Below are 21,755 nucleotides of genomic sequence, written 5' to 3' on the forward strand. Positions count from 1 at the left end.
CGTGCGGGCCGTAGGAGCCGGCCGGAGGAGGCGGTGGCGCGGGCACGGAGTCCGTACCGGTGCCCCCGGGCATACCGGGCGCCGCGAGCGTCGGGGAGTACGGGGACGGCGGCGCGGCGGCCGTCACCGTGGCCGGCTGCCCGCCGCTCGCGACCGCCGCCAGCATCCCCGCCAGCTCGTCCGCCGGCAGCCGCTCGCGCGGATCCTTGCGCAGCAGCCCCGCCAGTACGGGCGCCAGCGGGCCCGCCCGGCGCGGCGGCGGCAGCTCCTCGTCGACCAGCGCGCGCATCGTGCCCAGCGGCGTCTCCTCATGGAACGGCGGCGCACCCTCCACCGCCGTGTACAGCGTCACGCCCAGCGACCACAGGTCCGACTCCGGGCCCGGCGTCCGCCCGAGCGCCCGCTCCGGCGCGAGGAATTCGGGCGAGCCGATCAGCTCGCCGGTCAGGGTCAGCGCGGAGGACCCCTCGACCGTCGCGATCCCGAAGTCGGTGAGCACCACCCGGCCGTCGTTCGCGAGCAGGACGTTGCCCGGCTTGACGTCGCGGTGCAGCACGCCCGCCGCGTGCGCCACCCGCAGGGCGGCCAGTACCTCGGCGCCGATCCGGGCCGCGCGCTCGGGGGACAGCGGCCCGTCGGCCGCCAGCGTCTCGGCGAGCGAGAGGCCGCGGATCAGCTCCATCACGACCCAGGGGCGGCTGCCCTCGGTGACCACGTCGAAGACGGTCACGACATTGCGGTGCGCGATCCGGGCCGCGGCCCGGCCCTCCCGCTCCAGCCGCGCGTAGAGCAACCGTTCCTCGTGCGCGGGCAGTTCGCGCGGCGCCCGCACCTCCTTGACGGCCACCTCGCGGCCCAGCAGCTCGTCCCGGGCCCGCCACACCGCGCCCATCCCGCCGCGGCCCAGCTCGTCCAGCAGGCGGTAGCGGCCCGCCAGTACCCGTTCGTTCCCCGCACCTGTGTCCATGGCACGAGCCCCCTCGACCCCGCAAAAGGAGCGATGTGGGGAAAACGTACCCCTGTCCGTCGCCGTTGCCGCCCCTTCGGCGGCAATCCGGCAGCGATACGGAGAGGGGCACCGCGCCTTGTGATGACGCTCCGTCATGGGGGGCGCACGCTCGGGACCACCGTGTGCCCCCGTACGCCGTCAACTCGGCCTGGAGTAGGTGCGGTACGCGGACGTTCCGTATGGTGTTGGTCAACGCCCTTGCGGGGCAGGTGAATACTGATACCGGGCTGCGCGAAGGGCGTGCGGGAGAGATAGGGTTACCCTGCCCGGGCCGGGTGCCCTCGTACGGGTGGGGAGTGTCATGGAACAGATTGCAGTACGCAGCAGGCCGCGAGTGCCTGCCATCACATGCGGCGGCGCGTCCAGTGCGCGTCTGGACCGCCATCTCGCGGTGCTCGGCGGACCGGCGATACCGCAGCGGGAGACCGAAGGCGCCACGTCGCTGATGCAGGAGATCACCAAGCGTGACCACGCGCGGACGCGGAAGAGCCGCGGGGCGCGGGTGTCGCTCTTCGCGCCGCTGCGCCGGCTGCGCCGGTCGCTCTTCGGCGGTCACGGCTGAGCGGGGCCGCGCCGAGCGGTGCTCCGGTGCGCCCCGAGTGCGCCCCGTCAGCTCCCCGCCGCTGATCCGGCCCCGTCCGCGGGCCCCGGAACCGCCCGGCCCCGGCCACCGCATCCCAGTGCCACGGTCGTACGCGCCCGTCCTTCTCCCGGCCAGTCCGGGGGCGGAACGGGCGCGTTCGGCGTTTCCGGCGGCCGCGAGCGAATGGCAGTGGCCGGTGAGCGGTATCGGCACGCCGGATCGCCTGCTGACGCGTACCGGATCAGTGCCGGATCACCGCCTCACTCGTAACGGTGATCTCTCACCGGGCTGTTGACGTGACGATCATTCCGCGCCAGGGTGCAGTCGCTTGCCCCGTACAACCATCTTTGCCGCGGGAGGCGCCGGTGTGTGATCTGCACGACGACCACGAGCACAAGCACGGGCACGACGCGGGGGCGGTCCCCGGCGGGCTCAGCAGACGCAGAATCGTTCAGCTGCTGGGGGCCGCGGGGGTGAGCACGGCGGCCATGAGCGCCGCCGCCGACCCCGCGATGGCCGCGGCGTCCGACGCGGCCGCCGCCGACCCCGACGGATACCGGGCGCCCAAGGGGCTCGCCGAGGACTCCCCGGCCAAGGCCGCCGCGCTGGCCTGGATCGACGACCAGCGGGCGAGGATCACCGGCCTGGACGACGAGATCTGGGAGAACGCCGAACTCTCGCTCCGCGAATGGAAGTCCTCGCTCGCCGAGGCGGACTTCCTCAAGGCCGCCGGTTTCGATGTGGAGTTCGGCACGGCCGGCTTCCCGACCGCCTTCACCGCCACCTTCCGGCACGGCAAGGGCGGCCCGGTGCTCGGCTTCAGCGGCGAGTACGACGCGCTGCCGGGGCTGTCGCAGCGGAGGGGCGTGGGCCACCACGACCCGCTGGAGTACGTCCACGACCCGTTCGCGCCCGGGTACGGGCCCGGCCACGGCTGCGGGCACTGTGCCCTGGGTACCGCGGCGGCGGCCGCGGCCGCGGCGGTCGCCAAGGCCGCCACGGCGCACGGCCTCGACGTGACGGTGAAGTTCTTCGGCTCCACCGCCGAGGAGCAGCTGATCGGCAAGACGTACGCAGTCAGCAAGGGCGTGTACGACGGGCTGGACGCCTTCCTGGACTGGCATCCGTCAACGTCCAACGCGACCGGCTGGGGCTCGTCCACCGCGATGACCGCGATCACCTTCACCTTCCTCGGCGTCGCGGGCCACGGCGGCACCCCGCTCGGCAACAAGAGCGCGCTGGACGCCTCGGTGATGATGGCGACGATGTCGGAGTTCCTGCGCGAGGAGAACCTCGCGCCGTCCGGCCGGCTGCACTGGGTGATCAACAACGGCGGTGACATCCCGAACGTCACCCCGGAGATCTCCGAGATCTCGTACTACGTGCGCGAGGGCAGCCCGGAGCGGGTCCAGGTTCTGCTCGACAAGGTCATCGAGGTGTCCGAGGCGGCCGCCAAGGCCAGCCGGACCACCGTCCGGCACCGGATCACCTCGGCCTGCTGGAACCAGCTGCCGTCCCGGTCCTTCGCCGAGCTGATGCACGACAACATGCGGAAGGTCGGCCCGCCGGAGTTCACCGACGAGGCCCAGCGGCTGGCCAAGGACCTGCAGAAGTCGCTCGGCCTGCCCGAGAAGGGGCTGCACGACAAGATCGGCGAGCTGACCCCGCCCAACCCGGTGTTCATGGGCGGCGGTTCCACCGATGTCGCCGACATCAGCTGGAACGTGCCGACCGTCTCCATGGGCGCGGCCCTCGCGCCCATCGGCACGAAGATGCACACCTGGTCGACGGCCGCCTGCGCCGCGGCGGCGCCCGGCCACGCGGCCCTCCTCGCGGCGGCGAAGTACCTCGCGGCGACCGCGGTGGACCTGATCACCCAGCCCGCGCGGCTGAAGGCCATCAAGGAGGAGTTCGCCGAGCGGACCAAGGGGGTGCGCTGGAAGACCGCCCTCCCGGACGGCTACGAGCCGCCCATGTACGAACCGCCGCAGTGGTTCCTGGAGAAGACCGGCCAGTCCTGGCCGCCGCCGAACATCACCTGGCCCCCGAAGCGCGTGGTGAGCAACGAGAAGTTCAGCTCGCTGGGGCCGGAGCTCGCGCCGCAGAAGTAGCCCCTGCTAGAGCAGCGCGAACTGGCCGTCCGGGCCCTCCTCCTGGTGGTCCAGGACGGAGGCCGGGCGGCGCGCCGCCGCGGGGGGCGGAAGGACGCCCGCGGCGGTCAGCTCCGCGGCGCCGACGGGGGTGGCCGCGGCGAGCGCGGTAGTGAAACTGCCCTGCTCGGGGACGAGTTCGCCGAGCAGGGCCAGTACGGTGATCAGCTCCAGGAGGTCGGTGGTCCACTCCTGGGGCCAGGCGGCGGGGCGCACCGCCTCCAGCGTGCCCGGCTCGACGGCGCCCGTACGCCGCTCCAGCCACGCCTCCAGGACGCGGACGCCGCCCGCGTGCGCGTCCCAGGCGGCGGCCGGCACGGGGGAGATCCGGCCCCCGCCGATGTCCAGCGCCTCCTCCTCCGCGTCGTACGCGAGCTCCGTGGGCAGCCCCCGGGCGGGCAGCGCGGCGCGGACGTACGGGCGGCGGCCGCCGGGCAGCCGGGGGCGCTCGCCGGAGCCCGCGCCCCGGGTGTGCAGCCGGATCAGCTCGCGCCCCAGCGCCACCCCGCGCGCCCACAGGTCCGGGTCCGCGGTGAGCGGGACGGCGATGCCGCCGCCGTCGTGCCGGGCGGTGGCGGTGAGGTAGGCGAAGGCGTCCTCGGCGGTGACGGGGTGTCCGAGGCGGTCGCCGAGGTGGTCGAGGAGGCCGGGCGCGAGGTTCGGTTCGGTGCCCGCGGGGCGGCGGTACAGGGGGCGGACGCGGCCCTGGCGGCCGACGGGCAGGACCGCCGAGACGGCGAGGGCGGGGCCGGTGTCCTGCGGGACGCGCGGCTGCTCGACGGCGAAGAGCTGGGCGGCGTCCGCGACCCGCCACAGCTCGGGCCGGGCCGCGTCGATCAGCCGGTGGTCGGGCAGCAGCCACAGCTGGTCGTACGCGCCGTGCCGGACCCGCACCGGCTCCGGGCAGGGCGCGTCGCCCGCGACCAGCCGGGCCAGCCGGCCGGTCGTGGTGGCCCGGCCGGGGAGCTGGCCGACCGCGGTGTGCAGCGTGCGGGCCCGGGACGGGCGGAAGAGCCGCTCGCGGTCCGCGAGGCCGTCGGCCCGCAGCAGCGCGTCCCAGCGCGCCCGCAGCGACCCGGTGTCCGGCGCCATGATCCAGGCCCGGCCGAGCCGCGGCGCGGCGACGGACCACGGCATCAGGTCGGACAGCAGGGGCACGTCCTGCTTGGCCGTCACGCGGCAACCCTCCCGGACGGTTCGGATGACCCCGGCATCGTAACCACGCCCCCGGAACCGGCGGCAGGGTCGCTCAGAGCAGTGTCAGTGGGCGTCCAGCGTCACCGTGAACGAGAAACGGTCGCCCCGGTAATGGATGCGCGCCACATCCACCACCTGCCCCGCCTCGTCGTACGTAATGCCCGTGTAGTGCAGGATCGGGCTGAGGAGCGGGACATCCAGCAGCCGTGCGGTCTCCGGGTCCGCCAGCCGCGCCTCCACGGTGTCGGTGATCCGGCCGATCCGTACGCCCACCGTGTCCCGCAGCACCTTCGTCATCGGGTGGCGCTCCAGCTCGGCCGGGTCGATGCGGGCGGCGACGTCCGGGCGGATGTGGTTGACGGCGTGGTTGGTCGGCTCGCCGGTCCGCTCGTCGCTGCGCAGCCGCCGGTACACGCCGACCTCCGGCAGCCCGGGGAAGTGCTCGGCCAGCTCCGGCGGCACCGGGCCCGTGCCGTGCTCCAGCAGCTCGCTCACCATGCCGGACTGCTGGGCGACGATCGCGTCCACGGAGCCCAGCAGCCGTACCGGGGCGCCGCGCCGCGCGGCGGGCTCGATGAACGTGCCCCGCCGCCGGTGCCGGCTGATCAGCCCCTCGGTCTCCAGTTCCTTCAGGGCCTGCCGCATGGTCAGCACGCTCACCCCGTAGTGCGCGGCGAGCGTCTCCTCGGTGGGCAGCCGCAGCGGCGCCTCGGGGTGGCGGCCCAGTATCGAGGCCCGCAGCGACTGCGAGACCTGGTACCACAGGGGCAGCTTGCGGTTCAGGGCGAGCGAGTCGGGCGCGAAGGTCGTCACGGCGGGCTCCGGTCAGGGACGGCTGTCTTCTCCGGGGAATCCTCCCTCGGACCCCCACTGGCGTTCGAGACCCTGCCATACGTCGTCGTAGCCCCGTTGCAGATGGTCGGCGCCCGCGGCCTGCTCGGTGAGCAGCACCGGCCAGCGCGTCTCGAACATGAACGCCAGCCCGTCGTCGACCTTCTGCGGCTTCAGCTCGGCGGTGCTCGCCTTCTCGTACGTCGCGCGGTCGGGTCCGTGCGCGGACATCATGTTGTGCAGCGACCCGCCGCCGGGCACGAAGCCCCCCTTGCCGCCGGTCTTGGCGTCGTACGCGCCCTCGATGAGGCCCATGTACTCGCTCATCACATTGCGGTGGAAATAGGGCGGCCGGAAGGTGTTCTCGCCGACCAGCCAGCGCGGTGCGAAGACCACGAAGTCCACGCCGGCCAGGCCCGGGGTGTCGGACGGGGAGGTGAGCACCGTGAAGATCGACGGGTCCGGGTGGTCGTACGAGATCGTGCCGAGGACGTTGAAACGGCGCAGGTCGTAGACGTAGGGGACGTGATTGCCGTGCCAGGCGACGACGTCCAGCGGGGAGTGGTCGTAGGTCGCGGTCCAGAGGTTGCCGCAGAACTTGTTGACGACCTCGTGCGGGCCCTCGACGTCCTCGTATGCGGCGACGGGAGCCAGGAAGTCCCGTGGGTTCGCCAGCCCGTTGGCGCCGATCGGGCCGAGGTCGGGGAGCTGGAAGGGGCGGCCGTAGTTCTCGCAGACGTACCCGCGGGCGCTCGCGTCCAGCAGTTCGACGCGGAAGCGGACGCCACGCGGGATCAGTGCGATATGGCCCGGTTCTGCGCGCAGCAGCCCGAATTCCGTGCGCAGCAGCAGCCCGCCGCGTTCCGGGACGATCAGCAGCTCACCGTCGGCGCTGCTGAACACCCTGCGTTCCATGGACGAGTTGGCGTGGTAGAGGTGCACCGCCATGCCGCTGCGCTCGGTGACGTTGCCGTTGCCGCCCAGCGTCCACAGTCCGGCGACGAAGTCGGTGCCGGGCGCGGGCTCGGGCAGCGGGTCCCAGCGCAGCCGGTTGGGGTCGGGCACCGTCCCGGTGAACGGGGCGGCGCGCACTCCGCCGTTGTCCGCCCGTACGAACGGCGGATGGGCCGCCGAGGGGCGGATGCGGTACAGCCAGGAGCGGCGGTTGGCGGCCCGCGGCTCGGTGAAGGCGGTGCCGCTGAGCTGCTCCGCGTACAGGCCCAGCGGGGCGCGCTGGGGGGAGTTGCGGCCGGTGGGCAGCGCGCCGGGGACCGCCTCGGAGGTGTGTTCGTTCCCGAACCCCGAGGAGTGGGCCAGTCCCTCGGCCGTCTTCCTCGCCCGCTCCTCGCCCGTGCCTGTCATCGCGTGCTCCCGCCGCTCAAGGAATCCTGTGCATGACCCTAGGATTGGCGCCCTGGCCCGTCAACGGAAACGCCCGGGGGTGCTCCCGCGAGAGGCGGGAACCGGCCGGAGGGCGTGCAGGATGGAGCACGTGGATACCCCGTCACTCCGCCGCGCCCCGGTCCAGCGACGCAGCGCCGAGCGCCTGACCCGCATCCTCGACGCCTGCGCCGAAGTCCTCGACGAGCAGGGGTACGAGGACCTGAGCACCCGCGCGGTGGCCGCCCGGGCCGAGGTGCCCATCGGCTCGGTCTACCGCTTCTTCCCCAACAAGCGCGCGATGGCCGAGGCGCTGGCGCTGCGCAATCTCGACGGGTACGCGGAGCGGGTCACCGCCGGGCTCGCGGCGGCCGGTGACCGGCTGGACTGGCGGTACGCCATGGACGTGGTGATCGAGGAGTACCTCGTCATGAAGCGGTCCGTGCCGGGCTTCGCGCTGGTGGAGTTCACCGTGCCGGCGCCGCAGGCCACCCGGGAGGCGAATCACCGCGTCGCCGACCGGCTGCTCGCGCTGCTGGCCGGGCCGCTCGGCCTGGACCCCGCGGAGGAGCGGCTGCGGACCGCGTTCCTGGTGGGCGTGGAGGCGGCGGACGCGCTGGTGCAGCTGGCCTTCCGGGTCGCGCCCGAGGGCGATCCGGGGATCGTCGCGGAGACCAAGGAGCTGCTGCGGGCGTACCTGGGACGGGTGCTGGACTGAGCGCTGCGCGTCGCCGCCCCTATTGACCTGGGGTTTTGCTCGTATTGCTCGCGCGTCAAGGTCTTGTTAACAAAAGTTCGCCGCCCCTAACGTCACCACGACCGCCACCCCCTGGCAGGTGTTCAAGGGCGAACGTGAGGTACCCCCAATGCTGACAATCCTCGGGTTTGTCATGATTGCCACCTTCTTGGTGCTGATCATGATGAAGAAGATGTCGCCGATAGCGGCGCTCGTGCTCATCCCCGCACTGTTCTGCGTCCTGATCGGACAGGGCGCGAACCTTGGTGACTACGTCATCAAGGGCATCGGCGACCTGGCCCCGACCGCCGCGATGCTGATGTTCGCGATCATCTACTTCGGAGTGATGATCGACGTCGGCCTCTTCGACCCGATCGTCCGCGGCATCCTGAAGTTCTGCAAGGCCGACCCGGTCCGCGTGGTCGTGGGCACGGCCCTGCTCGCCGCGATCGTCTCGCTCGACGGCGACGGCTCCACCACCTTCATGATCACCGTCTCGGCGCTGTATCCGCTCTACAAGCGGCTGAAGATGAGCCTCGTGGTGATGACCGGCGTCGCCGCCACCGCCAACGGTGTCATGAACACGCTCCCCTGGGGCGGCCCCACGGCCCGTGCCGCGACCGCGCTGAAGCTGGACGCCGGCGACATCTTCATCCCCATGATCCCCGCGCTGGCCACCGGCCTGCTCGCCGTCTTCGTCCTCGCCTACGTGCTGGGCCGCCGCGAGCGCAAGCGGCTGGGCCTGCTCACCCTGGACGCCCCCGGCAGCGCCAAGGTCATCGCCGAGAACGCCGAGGTCACCGAGAAGGAGACGGTCCTCGTCGGCGCGGGCGCCGGCGGCAAGGGCGGCACCACCGGCCGCACGCTCCCCACCGGAGGCTCCGCCGGAGCCGGCGGCACGGACCACGGCCCGGCGCCCGAGGAGGAGTTCCAGGTCCTGGACCCGCACCGCGCCACCCTGCGCCCCAAGCTGTACTGGTTCAACGCCGCTCTCACCCTCGCGCTGCTCACCCTGCTGATCATGCAGGTGCTGGACATCCCGGTGCTCTTCCTGCTCGGTGCGGCCATCGCGCTCACCGTGAACTTCCCGCACATGAAGGACCAGAAGGCGCGCATCGCCGCGCATGCCGAGAACGTCCTGAACGTCTCCGGCATGGTCTTCGCCGCCGCCGTCTTCACCGGCGTGCTCACCGGCACCGGCATGGTCGAGCACATGGCCCGCTGGCTGGTCGGCAACGTCCCCGACGCGCTCGGCCCGCACATGGGCCTGGTCACCGGCCTGCTCAGCATCCCGCTGACGTACTTCATGTCCAACGACGGCTTCTACTTCGGCATCGTCCCGATCCTCGCCGAGGCCGGCGCAGCCCACGGTGTGGGTGCCCTGGAGATCGCCCGCGCCTCCCTCGTCGGCCAGGCTCTGCACATGTCCAGCCCGCTCGTCCCCGCCGTCTACGTCCTGGTCGGCATGGCCAAGGTCGAGTTCGCCGACCACACCAAATTCACCGTGAAATGGGCCGCGCTCACCTCGCTGGTGGTGCTCGGCGCCGGACTCCTGTACGGAATCATCTGACCCATGAACACTCCGACGCCCGGCAGGGGCTGGCTGCTGCGCCTCGTTCTCACCTTCTCCTTCGCCCAGGCGGCGGTGAGCATGGCACGGCCCGCCGTCTCCTACCGGGCGCTCGCGCTGGGTGCCGACGAGACCGCCGTCGGCGTCATCACCGGCGTGTACGCGCTGCTGCCGCTGCTGATCGCGGTCCCGCTGGGCCGCCGCACCGACCAGGGCCGCTGCACGCCCCTGCTGGCCGTCGGCATCGCGCTGATCACCGGCGGCTGCGCACTCAGCGGCGTGGTGGCCTCGCTGCCCGCGATGGCCGCCTGGAGCGGGGTGATGGGCCTCGGCCACCTGTGCTTCGTGATCGGCGCCCAGTCCATCGTCGCCCGGCGCAGCGCCCCCGAGGAGCGCGACCGCAACTTCGGCCACTTCACCATCGGCGCCTCGCTCGGCCAGCTCGTCGGGCCGGTCGGCGCGGGGCTGCTGATCTCCGAGCACGACGGCGCGATGGCCCGCACCAGCGCCACCGCGCTGCTGGTCTCCGCGGCCGCCGCGGCCTGCGCCTGCACCGCCCTGTGGCGGCTGGAGCAGCGGCAGGAACGGCGAGAAGGTGCACCCGCGGGCGGTACGCCGCGCGCCGCGGCCCGCCGCGTACCGGTCCTCGGCATCCTCCGCACCCGCGGCGTCGGCGCCGGCATCTTCATCAGCCTCTCGGTGCTCTCCGCCACCGACATCCTCACCGCCTACCTCCCGGTCGTCGGCGAGGCCCAGCACATCGCGCCCGCCACCATCGGCCTGCTGCTGAGCCTGCGCGCCGCGGCCACCATCGCCTGCCGGCTGGTGATGACCCCGATGCTGCGGCTGCTCGGCCGTACCGCGCTGCTGACCACCACGTGCGCGGCGGCGGCCCTGCTGTGCGCGGCCATCGCCGTGCCGCTGCCGGTCTGGGCGCTGGCCCTCGTGCTGGCCGCGCTGGGCTTCTGTCTGGGCGTCGGCCAGCCGCTCTCCATGACCACCGTCGTGCAGGCCGCCCCCGACGACGCCCGCTCCACGGCCCTCGCCCTGCGCCTCACCGGCAACCGGCTCGGCCAGGTCGCGGCGCCCGCCGGCGCGGGGCTCGCCGCCGGTGTCGCGGGCGCCGCCGCGCCCTTCGTGCTGCTCGGCGTGCTGCTGCTGGGCTCGGCCGTGATCGCGGTACGGGTGCCGCGCGGGCCCGGCGTGCCCGGCAGGACGGCCGCCAGGGCCACGGAGGCGCGCGCGTGCCGTCCTAAAGCGCGGCGATCTGGGCGCGGGAGCTGAAGCCGAGCTTGGCGAGGATGTGCTCGATGTGCGAGTCGACGGTCCGCTTGGAGATGACGAGCTTCTCGGAGATCTCCCGGTTGGTGAGGCCCTGGGCGACCAGCGCCGCCACCTGACGCTCGCGGGGGGTGAGTTCGTCGGCCGGGCTGCCCGGCCGGACCGGCAGCTCCGGCATCTTCGTGAGGTCCTCGTCCAGCGCCAGGTCCACGGCCTCGGCCAGTGACAGCGAGCCGCCCTCGGCGAACGCCCGGTGGAACGCGTCCGCGCCCAGTGCCTGGCGGGCCAGCTCGGCCGCGCTGCCGTGCAGCTCGTGCAGCACCGGGATGCCGAACCGGGCTTCCTTGGCGGCCTTGCGCCACAGCACGTCGGCAGCGCCCTGCAGGGTGCCCACCCGCTCGAAGTGGCCCTGCTCGGCGGCGTACCAGGCGAAGCCCTCCAGGAAGTGCGCGATGCCCATCGTGTCGCGCAGGGCGGCCTTGGAGTGGATGCCCTCGCGGCAGCACTCGATGCTCTGCGCGCACTCGCCCTTCAGCCACAGGCCGACGCTCTTGACCCACAGTGCCCAGCTGCGCGACCAGTGCTCCTGCGGATGGGCGGCGTTGCGGCGCAGGGATTCGTCGCACAGGGCGATGCCCTCGCCGATGCCGCCGGTGACGAAGTGGGCGAAGGCGAGGTGGAAGGCGGTGATCAGCAGGGCCACTTCGTCGCCTGCTTCGGCCATGCGCCGGCGGGCGTCGTCGTATCCCTCGATGACGCCGTCGATGGTGCCGCGGAAATAGCGGGCGTGGTGCCGGAAGGCGAGCGTCCAGGCGAGGCCGCGGGCATCGCCGGCGCGGGCGGCGATCTCCTCGGCCTCGTCGAGCAGCGCCCAGTTGTCGCCCCGCTCGCCCTGGACGTCCAGATACCAGCTGGTGAGCCAGAGCGCCTTGACGCGTTCGGGAGTCGGTTCGCGGCTGCCTTCGAGGGCGCGGCGCAGCCAGTGGCGGCCCTCGGTGTACAGACCGGTGCACTGCCAGTAGCCCCACAGCCGGGTCGCGAGGCACAGGCCGTCGTACGCCAGGCCCGGGATGGTGGCGCACGCCTCCAGCGCGGCCCGCAGGTTGGCCTGGTCGCAGCGGAGCCTGCGTACCCAGGCGAGCTGGGCGTCGCCGGTCCATTCGGCGTCGAACTGCCCGGTCCGGTCGAGGAAGTAGGCCGCGTGGCGCTTGCGCAGGTCCGCCTCCTCCGCTCCCGCGGCGAGCCGGTCCCGGCCGAACTCGCGGATCGTGTCGAGCATCCGGTAACGGGTGCCCACCTCGGTCTCCACGCGCAGCACGACGGACTTCTCCACCAGTCCGAAGAGCGCGTCGAGGATCTCCTCGGCCGGGAGCGTGCGCTCGTCGGCGCACACCCCTTCCGCCGCCTCCAGGCTGAACTCCCCGGCGAAGACGGAGAGCCGGGTCCACAGCACCCGCTCCTGGGGAGTGGACAGATCGTGACTCCAGCCGATGGTGGTCCGCAGCGTCTGATGGCGGGGCACAGTGGTGCGGCGGCCGCCGGTGAGCAGCAGGAAGCGGCGGTCGAGCCGGCCGAGGATCTCCTCCAGGGACAGGGCGCGCAGCCGGGACACGGCCAGCTCGATGGCGAGGGGGATGCCGTCCAGGCGGCGGCACAGGGACGTGGCGTCGGCGAGGTTGTCGTCGGTGAGGGTGAATCCGGGTACGGCCGCGGCGGTGCGGTCCGCGAAGAGCTGCAGGGCGTCGGAGCGTGCGCCGGGCCGGTCGCGCCGGGCCGCCGCGTCGTCCGGGCCGCCCTCCACGGACAGCGGGGGAATGGGCAGGACGTGCTCGCCCGCAATGTCCAGCGGCTGCCGGCTGGTCGCGATCAGCCGCACGTCCGGCGCGGTGCGCAGGAGCTCGTCGGCGAGCAGCGCGCACGCGTCGATCAGATGCTCGCAGGTGTCGAGGATGATCAGGGCCTTCTTGTCCTCCAGGCAGGTGGTGAGGACTTCCATGGCGGGCCGGGCGGCCTGCTCGGGCAGATCGAGCGCGGCCGCCACGGTGTTGGGCAGCAGCTCGGGTTCGGTGAGCGCGGAGAGCGGTACGAGATGGACCCCGTCCGGGAACCGGTCGCGCAGCTGATGCGCCACGCGCACCGCCGTACGGGTCTTGCCGACCCCGCCGGGGCCGGTGAGGGTGACCATGCGGAAGCGGTCGAGCACCTCCACGACCTGCGCGATCTCCCGCTGTCTGCCGATGAAACTGGTCGTCTCGGCGGGCAGCTCGCCGCTGCGCCGGCGCCCGGTGTCCTGGACCATGCGCGTCGCCACCCCGTACGTCGGAACTCGTGAATGGTGCTGGATGGCGCGCACGGTAGCGGCGGCGCGTGGGGCGTGCGTCCCTTCCGCCGACTGCCACCCGCCGGAAAGGCGGGAGTGGGATACTGCGCCGCCCGTCACCCGTATCTGTCGAGATGGGACCCTTGGCAGGGTGGCGCCCCGCAAACTAGCGGCGATAGTTTGTACGACGCGGCGTATGAGCGGCCGCTTAGCGCACCTGACGACCACCCTCGGGAGGACGCCGAGATGAAGGCACACGACGGCATGTACATCGACGGAGCCTGGCGGGACGCGGCGGGGGGCGACACCATCGAGGTGCGCAACCCCGCCGACGAGCAGGTGATCGCCACCGTTCCGGCCGGCACCGCGGCCGACATCGACGCCGCCGTACGGGCAGCGCGCGCCGCCCTCCCCGGCTGGCGCGCCACCGCGCCCACCGAGCGCGCCGCCAAGCTTGCCGCGCTGGTCGAGCAGCTCAAGGCGCACGCCGACGAGATCGCCGAGACCATCACCGCCGAGCTGGGCTCGCCGAAGTCCTTCGCCGCGAACGTGCAGACCGGCATGCCGATCGCGGTGACCGCCTCGTACGCCCAGCTCGCCGCCGAGCACTCCTTCGAGGAGCGGCTCGGCACCTCGACCGTGCTGCACGAGCCGGTCGGCGTGGTCGGCGCGATCACGCCCTGGAACTACCCGCTGCACCAGATCACCAACAAGGTCGCCCCGGCGCTCGCCGCGGGCTGCACCGTCGTCCTCAAGCCCGCCGAGGACACCCCGCTCACCGCCCAGCTCTTCGCCGAGTGCGTGGACGCGGCGGGCATCCCGGCCGGCGTCTTCAACCTCGTCACGGGCCTCGGCACGGTCGCGGGCCAGGCGCTCGCCGAGCACGAGGGCGTGGACCTGGTCTCCTTCACCGGCTCCACCGCGGTCGGCAAGAAGATCGGCGCCATCGCCGGCGGCGCCGTCAAGCGCGTCGCGCTGGAGCTGGGCGGCAAGTCCGCCAACGTCATCCTGCCTGGCGCCGACCTCGCCAAGGCCGTGAAGGTCAACGTCGCCGACGTCATCCGCAACTCCGGCCAGTCCTGCAACGCGCTGACCCGCATGCTCGTCCACGAGGACCAGTACGAGGAGGCCGTCCGGCTCGCCGCCGACATCGTCGCCAAGTACGTGCCCGGCGACCCCAACGATGAGGCGAGCCGCCTCGGCCCGGTCGTCAACGCCAAGCAGCGCGACCGGGTCCGCGGCTTCATCGCCAAGGGCCAGGAGGAGGGCGCGCGCCTGGTCACCGGCGGCGCCGAGGCCCCCGAGGGCCTGCCGGCCGGCTACTACGTCCGCCCCACCGTCTTCGCCGACGTCACCCCCGGCATGACCATCGCCCAGGAGGAGATCTTCGGGCCGGTCATCTCGATCATGAAGTACCGCGACGAGGACGAGGCCCTGGAGATCGCCAACGGTACGGTCTACGGCCTCGCCGGCGCCGTCTGGGCCAAGGACCAGGAGACCGCGGTGGCCTTCGCGCGCAAGCTGGACACCGGCCAGGTCGACATCAACGGCGGCCGCTTCAACCTCCTCGCGCCCTTCGGTGGGTACAAGCAGTCCGGCGTCGGCCGCGAGCTGGGCCCGCACGGCCTGACCGAGTACCTCCAGACCAAGTCGCTCCAGCTCTGAGCGGCCCGGGGCGCCGGCCCGTACCGGCGCCCCGCCCTCTCATCCGCAGTTTCCGCCCGTACTCCGCACTCCCCACCGAGGAGACCGCACCGTGGTCCGCGCTGCCGTACTGCCCGCCGTCAACGCCCCGCTGGAGATCGCCGAGATCCAGCTGCCCGATCCCGGACCCGGACAGATCCGGGTCAAGCTCGCCGCGGCCGGGGTCTGCCACTCCGACCTGTCGCTGTCCAACGGCACGCTCAAGCAGCCCGTCCCCGCGGTCCTCGGCCACGAGGGCGCGGGCACCGTCACCGCCGTCGGCGAGGGCGTCACCGGCCTCGCGCCCGGCGACCCGGTCGTCCTCAACTGGGCGCCGTCCTGCGGCGAGTGCCACTTCTGCGGGCTGGGCGAGGTGTGGCTGTGCGCCAACTCGGCCGCGGCCGCCGCGAAGCCGTACGCACAGCGCGCTGACGGCAGCGAGCTCTACCCGGGCCTGGGCACCGCCGTGTTCGCCGAGGAGACGGTGGTCGCGGCCCACGCGGCACTGCCGCTTCCGGAGGGCGTACCGCTCACCGAGGCCGCCCTGCTGGGCTGCGCGGTCCTCACGGGCTGGGGCGCGGTGCACAACTCCGCGCAGGTCAGCGCGGGGGAGTCGGTCGTCGTCTTCGGCGTCGGCGGCGTCGGCCTGGCCACGCTCCAGGCCGCGCGGATCGCGGGCGCGGGCCCGATCATCGCCGTCGACGTCTCCCCGGCGAAGGAGGAGCTGGCGCGCGCGGCCGGCGCCACGGACTTCCTGGTGGCGGCGGACGACACGGCCAAGTCGATCCGCAAGCTCACCGGCGGGATCGGCGCCGACGTCGCCCTCGAATGCGTCGGCCGCGCCGACACGATCCGTACCGCCTGGTCCTCGACCCGCCGCGGCGGCCGGACCACGGTCGTCGGCGTCGGCGGCCAGGACCAGCAGGTCACCTTCTCCGCGCTGGAGCTCTTCTACTTCGGCCGCACCCTCTCGGGCTGCGTCTACGGAAACAGCGACCCCGCGAAGGACCTCCCGGTCATCGCCGGGCACGTCCGCAGCGGCGCGCTGGACCTGTCCGGGCTGGTCACCGAGCGGATCGGCCTGGAGGGCATCCCGGCCGCCTTCGACGCCATGCTCGCGGGCAAGGGAGGCCGCGCGCTGATCGTCTTCTGAGGACCTGACGCGGTCCGACCGACCCCCGGGAGCGACCGCCCCGGGGGCCTTCGGGGTGCCCGGACATGCCGCGCCGGCCCGGGCAAAGCCCCGCCCATCCCGCCGTAAAAACTCCTGCTGTGCAGTCCGTTGACGCCCGTACCAGCCGGTCGGTACGGTCACCCGCAATCACGGCGCCGCCCCCCGTTCCCCAGCACCCCTCGGAGCGTGCACGCATGGACACGGCCTCCTCCGCGACACCGAGCCCCGCCCCGGCCCCCACCGCCCGGCACCGCCGCAAGGTGGCCACCGCGGCCGCTCTGGCGTCCGCCGTCGAGTGGTACGACTACTTCGTCTTCGGCATCGCCGCGGCCCTGGTACTGGGCCACGCCTTCTTCCCGTCCGGAAGCCAGGTCGCCGGCGTGCTCGCCGCGTTCGCGACCTTCGCGGTCGGCTTCCTCGCCAGACCCATCGGCGGCGTCATCGCCGGCCAGCTCGGCGACAAACGCGGCCGCAAGCCCATGCTCGTCCTGGCGCTGACCCTGATGGGCCTGGCCACGACCGGCATCGGCCTGCTCCCCACGTACGAGACGATCGGCATCGCCGCGCCGATCCTCCTGGTCCTGCTGCGCATCGTGCAGGGCATCGCGGTCGGCGCCCAGTGGGGCGGCGCGATGCTGATGGCCACCGAGTACGCCCCCGAGGGCAAGCGCGGGCTGTACGGCTCGCTGGTCCAGCTCGGCGTGCCGATCGGCGTGGTCACCGCCAACACCGTCTTCCTGGTGGCCGGCGCGGTCGTCGGCGACGCGGAATTCGCCGCCTGGGGCTGGCGGCTGCCGTTCTTCGTCGGCGTCCTCGTCCTGGTCCTCGCCTGGTACATCCACACCCGCGTCGAGGAGACGCCCGAATTCCGTGACGCGGAGCGCCGGCTCGCCGCCGCCGAGCAGCAGGCGGAAGCCCAGCGCTCGCCGCTGCGCACGATCCTCCGCCAGCACCTCGGCACGGTCCTGCTGGCCGGCGGCAGCTTCACGGTGAACACCGCGACGTTCTACATCCTGATCACCGGCGTACTGGACTACGCGACCCGCGAGCTGGCCATGCAGCGCACGGCCGTGCTGACCGTCTCCCTCCTGGTCAGCCTCACTCAGCTCGCCTTGATCCCGGCCGCCGCGGCGCTCTCGGACCGGGTCGGCCGGCTGCGGATCTACACGATCGGCGCGGTCGGGCTGCTGGTCTGGGCGATACCGATGTTCCTGCTGATCGACACCGCCTCGCTGGTGTGGCTGGCCGTCGGCACGTTCATCGCCAGTTGCTTCCTGAGCATCATGTACGGGCCGCAGGCCGCCCTGTTCGCCGAGCTGTTCTCGGCGGAGATGCGCTACACGGGGGCCTCGCTCGGCTACCAGATCAGCGCCGTCCTCGGCGGCGGTCTGGCGCCGTTCCTGATGGTCCTGCTGCTGGAGGCGAGCGGCACTTCGATGGCGGTCTCCGGCTACATCATGGTGCTCGCCGTGATCGCGCTGGGCTCCATCGCCGTACTCGCCAAGCGCGCCAAGCGGGCGGCCGCCGAGGCCGCCGCGCCCCCGGCTACGCAGCCGCGGCCGGCGGAGTAGCGGGGCCCGTCGGGGCCCCGGACGCCGCGGGCTCGCCGGCCTTCCGCAACCGCGGGAAGGCCGGCACCGCGACCAGGAAAGCCAGCGTGGTCAGCACGAACGGCCAGGTGAAGGTGTGCCCGCCGGACGGGGCGAAGAGCGCGGCGGTCGCCGAGGTCAGGATGGTCGCCGCGGTCGCGCCGGTCACCGCGTACGCCAGCGACCAGCCGTCGGTGGCCAGGAAGACGCCGCCCAGCGCCATCGTGACGAGCACCGCGTTGTATCCCATTCCGCCGTCGGTGATCTGCCCGGCGGGCGCGCCCAGCAGCCAGCCCGCCGCGATGCCCACCACGCTGCCCAGGCAGGCCAGCGCGCCCAGCCGGCGGTCGGCGACGAAGATGCCGAGGAGGAAGAGCGCGCCGACGTACCACTGCGGCATGAAGAAGATCTGGGCGATGTTCGAGAAGAAGGCGTGCCAGAGGTCGGACCAGGTGAGCGCGGTCCGGCCGGACGCCGGGCGGGCGAGCGTGGCCAGGCCGGGGCCCTGGTGCCAGACGCGGACGAAGCCGGGCGCCGCGATGGTCATGGCGCTGGCGGTGACGCAGTACGGCAGGGTCAGCGTGGGCAGGTTCCACGGGCGCAGCAGCGTGCCGACGGCCCCGGTGAGCACGGTGACGACCACGCAGCCGCCCGCCGCCAGCAGCGCCGTGGAGAGATGGCCGGCGCCCAGGAACGCGGCGAACCCCACCGCCACCAGGCAGGAGTTGAAGCCCTCCAGGCCCGCGGTGACCCGGTCGCGGGCGACCCCCAGTGCCTGTGCCGTCAGGGCGCCCAGCGCGGCGCCGCCCAGTCCGTAGGCCCCGTACTCCCAGCCCGCCGCGCAGAGCGCGACCGTGAAGACCACCCCGGCCAGGGCGCTGGACAGGAAGTCGACCTGTGCCTGGCCGCGCAGCACACCCAGCAGAAAGGCGTGGGGACGCCGGACGGGTATCGGCTGGTTCACATGGGTCTCCTGTCGCGACGCGGTGCGTAACGGACGACCCGGATATTACTGAGGTGTTACCGACACCTCACAGGGAGGTGCGACGTACTGAGAGGAGTCCGGTCAGGAGACCGGCTGGTACTGCAGCGCCAGCCCGTCGACCAGGGCCCGCAGGCCGGACTCGAAGGCACCCTCGTCGACCTGCTGCTGGTGCTCGGCGAGCAGATGGGCCTGGCCGAGGTGGGGGTAGTCGGCGGGGTCGTAGGCGGCCGCGTCGTCGACGAAACCACGGGCGAAGGAGCCCAGCGCCGAGCCCGCCACGAAGTACCGCACCATCGCGCAGACCTTGGTGGCCTGCGCGGGCGGCCAGCCGGCCTCGACCATGCCGCCGAACGCCGCGTCGGCCATCTTCAGGCCCGCCGGGCGGCGGCCGGGCCCCTGGGCGAGGAACGGCACGAAGTTCGGGTGCGCGGCGAGCGCCGCGCGGTAGGAGCGGGCCCACTCCAGCAGCCCGCGCCGCCAGTCCCCGTCGGGGCCAAAGCCGGAGACGTCGACCTTGGCGATCACCATGTCCGCCGCGGCGTCCAGGATCTCGTCCTTGGTCGTGAAGTGGTTGTACAGCGACGGTCCGCTCACCCCGAGTTCGGCGGCGAGCCGCCGGGTGGACAGCGCCTGCAGTCCTTCCTCGTCGATGAGCGCGAGGGCCGCCGTGACGATGCGCTCACGGCTCAGCAGGGGCTTGCGGGGTCGGGCCATGACGCACATAGTAGAGGCTGCCGCCGAAAAACTAGCAGTGATAATTAAGGGCGGTGGCGCCTCCTCATGGGCGCCGCCCGCCGTGGTCACCGCCACCGTTCAGAGGAAGACGCACATGAACCTCGAACTCAATGAGGAGCAGGCCGCCGTCCGGCAGCTCGCCAAGGACTTCGTCGACCGCGAGGTCGCCCCGCACGTCACGGAGTGGGACCGCGCCGAGCAGGTCGACCGCGGAATCGTGAAGACCATGGGCGACCTGGGCTTCCTGGGCCTGACGATCCCTGAGGAGTACGGCGGCTCCGGCGGCGACCACTTCGCGTACGCGCTGGTCACCGAGGAGCTGGGGCGCGGCGACTCCTCCGTGCGCGGCATCGTCTCCGTCTCGCTCGGCCTGGTCGCCAAGTCCATCGCCGCCTGGGGGAGCGAGGAGCAGAAGGAGCAGTGGCTGCCCCGGCTCACCTCCGGTGAGGCCCTCGGCTGCTTCGGCCTCACCGAGCCCGGTACCGGCTCCGACGCGGGCAACCTCACCACCCGGGCCGTCCGCGACGGCGGGGACTGGGTGATCAACGGTACGAAGATGTTCATCACCAACGGCACCTGGGCCGACGTGGTGCTGCTCTTCGCCCGTACCGGTGCTGCGCCCGGCCACAAGGGTGTCAGCGCCTTCCTCGTCCCGACCGACACCCCGGGTCTGTCTCGCCGCGAGATCCACGGCAAGCTGGGCCTGCGCGGCCAGGCCACCGCCGAGCTGGTCCTGGAGGACGTGCGGGTCCCGGCCTCCGCGATGATCGCCCCCGAGGGCAAGGGCTTCTCCGTCGCCATGTCCGCGCTGGCCAAGGGCCGGATGTCGGTCGCGGCCGGCTGTGTGGGTATCGCGCAGGCCGCGCTGGACGCCGCCGTCGGGTACGCGGGCGAGCGCGACCAGTTCGGCAAGACCATCGCCCACCACCAGCTCGTCCAGGAGCTGCTCGCCGACATCGCGCTGGACGTGGACGCGGCCCGGCTGCTGACCTGGCGGGTCGCCGACCTCATCGACCGCGGGAAGCCGTTCGTCACCGAGGCGTCCAAGGCGAAGCTGTTCGCCTCCGAGGCGGCGGTACGCTGTGCCAACAACGCCTTGCAGGTCTTCGGCGGGTACGGCTACATCGACGAGTACCCGGTCGGCAAGCTCGTCCGGGACGCCCGGGTGATGACGCTCTACGAAGGCACCAGCCAGATCCAGAAGCTGCTCATCGGGCGCGCGCTGACGGGGGTCTCCGCCTTCTGACCGGAGCCCGCCTCCCGAGGACATGGCTCCCAGGACCTAAGCGCTTGCTCAGTCCTGGGGTATGGTGTTCGATCTGATGGCCCGCCGCGGACGGACCGCGGCGGACCGCCAGGATCGGAGTGCGCGATGGGAGCGGAGCGGGCGGACGAGGCCGCAGGGGAATGGGCCGAGGTGGCTCCGGACGCGGCCCAGCGGCTGGTCGGGGCTGCCGTCGAGGCGTTCGCGGAGCGCGGCTACCACGCCACGACCACCCGTGACATCGCCGGGCGGGCCGGCATGAGCCCGGCCGCGCTCTACATCCACTACAAGACCAAGGAAGAGCTGCTCTATCGCATCAGCGTCACGGGTCACGAGCGGGCGCTGAAGATCATGACAGCCGCGGCCGGCGCCGAGGGCACGGCCGCCGACCGGCTGCGCTGCGCGGTACACGCCTTCGCCAGCTGGCACGCCGAGCGGCACACGACCGCGCGCATCATCCAGTACGAGCTGAAGGCGCTGAGCGAGGAGCACTACGCCGAGATCGCGGATCTGCGGCGGAAGACCGACCGGCTGCTGCGGGAGATCATCCAGGACGGCGCGGACGCCGGGGAGTTCACCGTGCGGGACGTGCCCGGCACGACGCTGGCGGTGCTGTCGCTGTGCGTGGACGTCGCCCGCTGGTTCACCGCGGACGGCAAGCGCACGCCGGACCAGGTCGGCGAGCTCTACGCCGACCTGGTACTGGGCATGGTGGGCGCCCGGCGCCCGTGAGCGCTGTGCGCCTTACAGGTAGAAGCGGCTGACCGACTCCGCGACGCAGACCGGCTTGTCGCCGCCCTCGCGCTCCACGGTCACCGTCGTCGTCAGCTGGACGCCGCCCGGCACCTCGGTCACCTCGGCGATCTTCGCGGTGGCGCGCAGCCGCGAGCCGACCGGCACGGGGGAGGGGAAGCGCACCTTGTTCGTGCCGTAGTTGATGCCCATCTTGACGTTGTCGACGCGCATCAGCTGCGGTACGAGGGCGGGCAGCAGCGACAGCGTGAGGTAGCCGTGCGCGATGGTCGTGCCGAACGGCCCGGCCTTCGCCTTCTCCTGGTCGATGTGGATCCACTGGTGGTCGCCCGTGGCGTCGGCGAACAGGTCGATCCGCTTCTGGTCGACCTCCAGCCAGTCGCTCGGGCCGAGCTCCTCGCCGACGGCTCCACGCAGTTCTTCCAGCGAACCGAACACTCGGGGGTCTGCCATGTCCGTATGCCTCCTCATCGACTAAGCGCTTGCTCAGCTTGCTGTGCAGATCCTCCGCTGTC

The 21,755-nt window shown here is 72.6% G+C and carries 18 protein-coding genes; 10 read left to right on the plus strand and 8 right to left on the minus strand.

Annotated elements, in window-relative coordinates; genetic code table 11:
• On the minus strand, positions 1-967 hold a 967-nt coding region (locus tag CCS38_RS10685; protein ID WP_223732984.1), incomplete at its 3' end, for a serine/threonine-protein kinase.
• Positions 968-1,310: 343 nt separating this feature from the next.
• Between CCS38_RS10685 and CCS38_RS10690 the strand changes: the two genes are divergently transcribed.
• Both CCS38_RS10690 and CCS38_RS10695 read left to right on the plus strand, forming a co-directional pair.
• Positions 1,311-1,571 (plus strand): hypothetical protein, encoded by a 261-nt coding sequence (locus CCS38_RS10690; protein WP_030252229.1) that lies wholly within the window; start codon positions 1,311-1,313, stop codon positions 1,569-1,571.
• A 386-nt stretch (positions 1,572-1,957) separates the two neighbouring features.
• The gene (locus CCS38_RS10695; RefSeq protein WP_223732985.1) at positions 1,958-3,703 is read left to right on the plus strand and encodes an amidohydrolase; all 1,746 of its coding nucleotides are present in this window, start codon (positions 1,958-1,960) and stop codon (positions 3,701-3,703) included.
• A 6-nt stretch (positions 3,704-3,709) separates the two neighbouring features.
• Here the strand turns inward: CCS38_RS10695 and CCS38_RS10700 are convergent, their stop codons facing one another.
• The 3 genes from CCS38_RS10700 to hmgA form a co-directional block, all read right to left on the minus strand.
• Positions 3,710-4,918 carry a type ISP restriction/modification enzyme gene (locus CCS38_RS10700; protein ID WP_223732986.1) on the minus strand — a complete coding sequence of 403 codons (1,209 nt, stop codon included), beginning with the start codon at positions 4,916-4,918 and terminating at the stop codon, positions 3,710-3,712.
• Between the two features lie 84 nt (positions 4,919-5,002).
• Positions 5,003-5,752, minus strand: coding sequence for a GntR family transcriptional regulator (locus tag CCS38_RS10705; protein ID WP_223732987.1), 750 nt, complete (start codon positions 5,750-5,752; stop codon positions 5,003-5,005).
• Positions 5,753-5,764: 12 nt separating this feature from the next.
• Positions 5,765-7,132 carry a homogentisate 1,2-dioxygenase gene (gene hmgA / locus CCS38_RS10710; protein WP_223732988.1) on the minus strand — a complete coding sequence of 456 codons (1,368 nt, stop codon included), beginning with the start codon at positions 7,130-7,132 and terminating at the stop codon, positions 5,765-5,767.
• Between the two features lie 121 nt (positions 7,133-7,253).
• On the opposite strand from hmgA, the gene CCS38_RS10715 reads away from it, so the two are divergent.
• From CCS38_RS10715 to CCS38_RS10725, 3 genes are all read left to right on the plus strand, one after another.
• Complete coding sequence (locus CCS38_RS10715; RefSeq protein WP_223732989.1) at positions 7,254-7,868, plus strand: TetR/AcrR family transcriptional regulator; 615 nt, start codon at positions 7,254-7,256, stop codon at positions 7,866-7,868.
• A 148-nt stretch (positions 7,869-8,016) separates the two neighbouring features.
• Positions 8,017-9,456: a CitMHS family transporter gene (locus tag CCS38_RS10720; protein ID WP_223732990.1), complete on the plus strand. Its 1,440-nt coding sequence runs from the start codon at positions 8,017-8,019 to the stop codon at positions 9,454-9,456.
• A 3-nt stretch (positions 9,457-9,459) separates the two neighbouring features.
• Positions 9,460-10,740, plus strand: coding sequence for an MFS transporter (locus CCS38_RS10725; protein ID WP_223732991.1), 1,281 nt, complete (start codon positions 9,460-9,462; stop codon positions 10,738-10,740).
• Here the strand turns inward: CCS38_RS10725 and CCS38_RS10730 are convergent.
• The gene (locus CCS38_RS10730) at positions 10,709-13,036 is read right to left on the minus strand and encodes a helix-turn-helix transcriptional regulator (protein ID WP_223732992.1); all 2,328 of its coding nucleotides are present in this window, start codon (positions 13,034-13,036) and stop codon (positions 10,709-10,711) included. The two genes, CCS38_RS10725 and CCS38_RS10730, sit on opposite strands and share 32 nt — an antisense overlap.
• 267 nt (positions 13,037-13,303) lie before the next feature.
• On the opposite strand from CCS38_RS10730, the gene CCS38_RS10735 reads away from it, so the two are divergent.
• The 3 genes from CCS38_RS10735 to CCS38_RS10745 all read left to right on the plus strand — a co-directional run bounded on the left by CCS38_RS10735 (position 13,304) and on the right by CCS38_RS10745 (position 17,485).
• The gene (locus CCS38_RS10735) at positions 13,304-14,722 is read left to right on the plus strand and encodes an aldehyde dehydrogenase family protein (protein WP_223732993.1); all 1,419 of its coding nucleotides are present in this window, start codon (positions 13,304-13,306) and stop codon (positions 14,720-14,722) included.
• Between the two features lie 91 nt (positions 14,723-14,813).
• The gene (locus CCS38_RS10740) at positions 14,814-15,893 is read left to right on the plus strand and encodes a Zn-dependent alcohol dehydrogenase (protein ID WP_223732994.1); all 1,080 of its coding nucleotides are present in this window, start codon (positions 14,814-14,816) and stop codon (positions 15,891-15,893) included.
• A 215-nt stretch (positions 15,894-16,108) separates the two neighbouring features.
• Positions 16,109-17,485: an MFS transporter gene (locus tag CCS38_RS10745; RefSeq protein ID WP_223732995.1), complete on the plus strand. Its 1,377-nt coding sequence runs from the start codon at positions 16,109-16,111 to the stop codon at positions 17,483-17,485.
• Here the strand turns inward: CCS38_RS10745 and CCS38_RS10750 are convergent.
• Together CCS38_RS10750 and CCS38_RS10755 are read right to left on the minus strand one after the other, a co-directional pair.
• On the minus strand, positions 17,460-18,467 hold the full coding sequence (locus CCS38_RS10750; RefSeq protein ID WP_223732996.1) for an urea transporter: 1,008 nt from the start codon (positions 18,465-18,467) through the stop codon (positions 17,460-17,462). The genes CCS38_RS10745 and CCS38_RS10750 overlap by 26 nt on opposite strands.
• Positions 18,468-18,569: 102 nt before the next feature.
• Positions 18,570-19,202: a TetR/AcrR family transcriptional regulator gene (locus CCS38_RS10755; protein WP_030252196.1), complete on the minus strand. Its 633-nt coding sequence runs from the start codon at positions 19,200-19,202 to the stop codon at positions 18,570-18,572.
• A gap of 115 nt (positions 19,203-19,317) precedes the next feature.
• Here CCS38_RS10755 and CCS38_RS10760 point away from each other — a divergent pair, with 115 nt between their 5' ends.
• Together CCS38_RS10760 and CCS38_RS10765 are read left to right on the plus strand one after the other, a co-directional pair.
• Entirely contained in the window at positions 19,318-20,469 is a 1,152-nt protein-coding gene (locus tag CCS38_RS10760; RefSeq protein WP_223732997.1) for an acyl-CoA dehydrogenase family protein, read from the plus strand.
• A gap of 126 nt (positions 20,470-20,595) precedes the next feature.
• Positions 20,596-21,219 carry a TetR/AcrR family transcriptional regulator gene (locus CCS38_RS10765; protein WP_223732998.1) on the plus strand — a complete coding sequence of 208 codons (624 nt, stop codon included), beginning with the start codon at positions 20,596-20,598 and terminating at the stop codon, positions 21,217-21,219.
• Positions 21,220-21,231: 12 nt separating this feature from the next.
• Here the strand turns inward: CCS38_RS10765 and CCS38_RS10770 are convergent, their stop codons facing one another.
• On the minus strand, positions 21,232-21,693 hold the full coding sequence (locus tag CCS38_RS10770; RefSeq protein WP_223732999.1) for a MaoC family dehydratase: 462 nt from the start codon (positions 21,691-21,693) through the stop codon (positions 21,232-21,234).
• Positions 21,694-21,755: the final 62 nt, after the last annotated feature.

Origin of the sequence: Streptomyces purpurogeneiscleroticus, from assembly GCF_020024005.1 — a bacterium.
Classification (GTDB): domain Bacteria; phylum Actinomycetota; class Actinomycetes; order Streptomycetales; family Streptomycetaceae; genus Streptomyces; species Streptomyces purpurogeneiscleroticus.

Bases quoted from the DNA above. Each gene is read 5' to 3' on its own strand.
- CCS38_RS10690 (WP_030252229.1), top strand. From the start codon at position 1,311: ATGGAACAGATTGCAGTACGCAGCAGGCCGCGAGTGCCTGCCATCACA.
- hmgA (WP_223732988.1), bottom strand. From the start codon at position 7,132: ATGACAGGCACGGGCGAGGAGCGGGCGAGGAAGACGGCCGAGGGACTG.
- CCS38_RS10715 (WP_223732989.1), top strand. From the start codon at position 7,254: ATGGAGCACGTGGATACCCCGTCACTCCGCCGCGCCCCGGTCCAGCGA.
- CCS38_RS10720 (WP_223732990.1), top strand. From the start codon at position 8,017: ATGCTGACAATCCTCGGGTTTGTCATGATTGCCACCTTCTTGGTGCTG.
- CCS38_RS10725 (WP_223732991.1), top strand. From the start codon at position 9,460: ATGAACACTCCGACGCCCGGCAGGGGCTGGCTGCTGCGCCTCGTTCTC.
- CCS38_RS10730 (WP_223732992.1), bottom strand. From the start codon at position 13,036: ATGGTCCAGGACACCGGGCGCCGGCGCAGCGGCGAGCTGCCCGCCGAG.
- CCS38_RS10735 (WP_223732993.1), top strand. From the start codon at position 13,304: ATGAAGGCACACGACGGCATGTACATCGACGGAGCCTGGCGGGACGCG.
- CCS38_RS10745 (WP_223732995.1), top strand. From the start codon at position 16,109: ATGGACACGGCCTCCTCCGCGACACCGAGCCCCGCCCCGGCCCCCACC.
- CCS38_RS10755 (WP_030252196.1), bottom strand. From the start codon at position 19,202: ATGGCCCGACCCCGCAAGCCCCTGCTGAGCCGTGAGCGCATCGTCACG.
- CCS38_RS10760 (WP_223732997.1), top strand. From the start codon at position 19,318: ATGAACCTCGAACTCAATGAGGAGCAGGCCGCCGTCCGGCAGCTCGCC.
- CCS38_RS10765 (WP_223732998.1), top strand. From the start codon at position 20,596: ATGGGAGCGGAGCGGGCGGACGAGGCCGCAGGGGAATGGGCCGAGGTG.
- CCS38_RS10770 (WP_223732999.1), bottom strand. From the start codon at position 21,693: ATGGCAGACCCCCGAGTGTTCGGTTCGCTGGAAGAACTGCGTGGAGCC.